This is a genomic window from Candidatus Thermodiscus eudorianus (assembly GCA_015521085.1).
GTDB lineage: Archaea > Thermoproteota > Thermoprotei_A > Sulfolobales > Acidilobaceae > Thermodiscus > Thermodiscus eudorianus.
Map to the genome: position 1 here is coordinate 1 of WAOW01000007.1, position 2,026 is coordinate 2,026.

A 2,026-nucleotide genomic window follows, 5' to 3' on the forward strand; every position below is an offset into this window, starting at 1 on the left:
GAGTGCAAGCCGAGGACCTGGTATGAGAAGAGTAAGTGCGACGCGGAGAGAGCTGTGAAGGAAAAAGCAGCCAGGGAAGGGTGGAGGTGGATAATCCTCCGGCCCGGGTGGATCTACGGTAAATACACGTTAAACCCCGACATACCCAGGCTCCTTAGACTAGCAAAGCATGGGATAGGCATAGTCCTCGGAGGAAAGAAGCTGAAGCTCGCGCTGGTCTCCGCCGATGACGTTGCCGACTCGGTACTCCACCTATTAGACAGGGGTGAGAGCGGCGTATACAATGTTAGAGGGCCGAAAATGTACACTAGCCTAGAGCTGGCTGAATCCATGCTAAAAGCCGCCGGCAGAAACAGGGGAGGACTCAAGGTTACCGTCCCGAAAATACTGCTTGCGCCGGCCAGCAGGTTCATAGGGGTCCTCAGGTACATACTACTGGCTCCCGAGGATGTGCCTATAAATAAGCTCGAGAGAACGGGTTGGAGGCCTACGGTTGACTTAGATGAAGGGCTTATGACAGTGGTTGAATGGCTTGAATCTTGGAAAATGCTTTGACTACTATTAAACCCGGAGCACTGGTGATGTGTGTTGAAGCAAGCCTGGAAGTTCCTATACTGGCCGGTTGTCTGGATAATCACGCTCTACGCTCCATACTACTTTGCACCCGGGCCCTGGAGGGTTCTCAGCGGGGCAACTGGTATCCTCCTCAGAGCTGCTGGCCTACTAATCATAGCTTACTCGTTGCTCCTCACGAGTGTTGGCGGTAGGACGCTTAGACTGTACGCTCATAAAGGTGAGGGTGGCTTCTGGCCTGACAAGCTGTTCGTCGAGGGAGTATATGGCTGTATGAGGCACCCCCAGCACCTGGGCCTTGCATTGTTCCCTCTGGGCCTAGCTCTACTAGCCGCTTCCCCCGCCGCGGTATTAGGATCCGGCTGGAGCGTCTCGGCGGCGCTCCTATTCGTCTTGCTGGCAGAGGAGCCAGAGTGTCTGAGGAAGTATGGTGAGGAGTACTATAAGTATATGATAAGGACTCCTCCCTTCACATTGGACCCGAGGTGCTTGGCTAGGGGGATAAGGCTTCTCAGGCGGGGCTAGTGCCTCACGGCCATGGCTAGGCCTTCGCCCCTAGTGTCCGATGCTATGCGTGCAACCCCATCGTAGTAGTGTATGACTCCTCCCACCCCTGTCCTACCCTCAATAACCCGGTACTCCCTAGAATTGACGGTTTCGCCTTGGCCAGGGTCAACTATTATCTTGTTAGTCCAGGGAACCCAGGCTAGCCTAGGGCCGTTGAACGCCTCTAAAGGATCCATACCTAACCTAGCTATCTTCTCCGCTATCTGGCTGTGAAACTGGGGCCTGTAGTGGCCCGCGCTGAGCCCATAGCCCACAATACTGGACTCGTGTTCAAGGATTACGGTTGAGAGCGTGTGCAACGGTAGCTTCCTGGGCCCTAGGGTGTTGGGCACTCCTCTCTTCAAGGTGAAGCACGAGGCCCTTGAGTGGAGCGTGACCTGGTAGTGGGGCTCTGTTATCATCGAGCCGAAGTGGTGGAAGAGACTCTGTATCCCGAGGGCTATTGTTCCCTGGGAATCCACTGCGGCTAGGAATGTTGTATCCGACCCTGACGGCGTGCTTCTCCACGTATCTTCCTCTCTCACTAGCCGGTTTATGAACCCTGTTGAGAGTAGCTGGGCTGGACTTTGGGTCATGTACCTGGGGTCTCCTAGGTAGTTGTCCCTCACATGGTACGCCAGAGCATATGCGTCGACGAGCTCTCGTATACTGTGCGGCGGCTCGGATTGCTCAAGGAGTCTGAGTATTAGTAGCGTTGTTACTCCCTGGGTGTTGGGAGGCATCTCCAGTATCTTCCACCCGTGATAATCCATTTCTACCGGCTCCATCAGGCTTGCATGATAGCCAGCCATGTCCTCCGGTGATAGCAGGCCTCCCCAGCGCTTAACCGTCTCGGAAACCCGGTCGGCCGGGTCTCCCTCGTAGAAAAACCTGTGATCCACTGATA

Annotated in this window: 3 protein-coding genes; 2 read left to right on the forward strand and 1 reads right to left on the reverse strand. The window is 55.1% G+C overall.

What is annotated here, in order from left to right; translation table 11 throughout:
* Together F7C38_06985 and F7C38_06990 are read left to right on the forward strand one after the other, a co-directional pair.
* The coding region (locus tag F7C38_06985; GenBank protein ID MCE4601288.1) for an NAD(P)-dependent oxidoreductase at positions 1 to 555 on the forward strand (555 nt) is incomplete at its 5' end.
* Between the two features lie 33 nt (positions 556 to 588).
* Entirely contained in the window at positions 589 to 1,098 is a 510-nt protein-coding gene (locus tag F7C38_06990; GenBank protein MCE4601289.1) for a hypothetical protein, read from the forward strand.
* Here the strand turns inward: F7C38_06990 and F7C38_06995 are convergent.
* On the reverse strand, positions 1,095 to 2,026 hold a 932-nt coding region (locus tag F7C38_06995), incomplete at its 5' end, for a gamma-glutamyltransferase (GenBank protein ID MCE4601290.1). The two genes, F7C38_06990 and F7C38_06995, sit on opposite strands and share 4 nt — an antisense overlap.